The 255-nt window shown below is 46.3% G+C and carries 1 pseudogene; it reads left to right on the plus strand.

Going from position 1 to position 255, the window contains the following annotated elements:
- Positions 1-255 (plus strand): annotated as a pseudogene (locus tag SB658_RS25630) (acetoin utilization protein AcuC); the annotation flags it as partial.

Here is a 255-nt window from a genome sequence, read left to right on the forward strand (position 1 = left end):
CTCCTTGTTGGCGGGACACTCACAGCCGTTGACCAAGTGATGATGGGACACACGCAGCATGCACTGAATCTTGGCGGTGGACTTCATCACGGGTTTAAAGGACGTGCATCCGGCTTCTGTATTTATAATGACAGCTCAGTGGCGATTCAATATATTCAAAAGACATACGGTGCAAGAATTTTGTATATTGATACGGATGCCCATCACGGAGATGGTGTACAATTCAGCTTTTATGACGACCCTGAGATTTGTACG

This window comes from Bacillus sp. SIMBA_008 (assembly GCF_046535495.1).
GTDB classification, from domain to species: domain Bacteria; phylum Bacillota; class Bacilli; order Bacillales; family Bacillaceae; genus Bacillus; species Bacillus subtilis.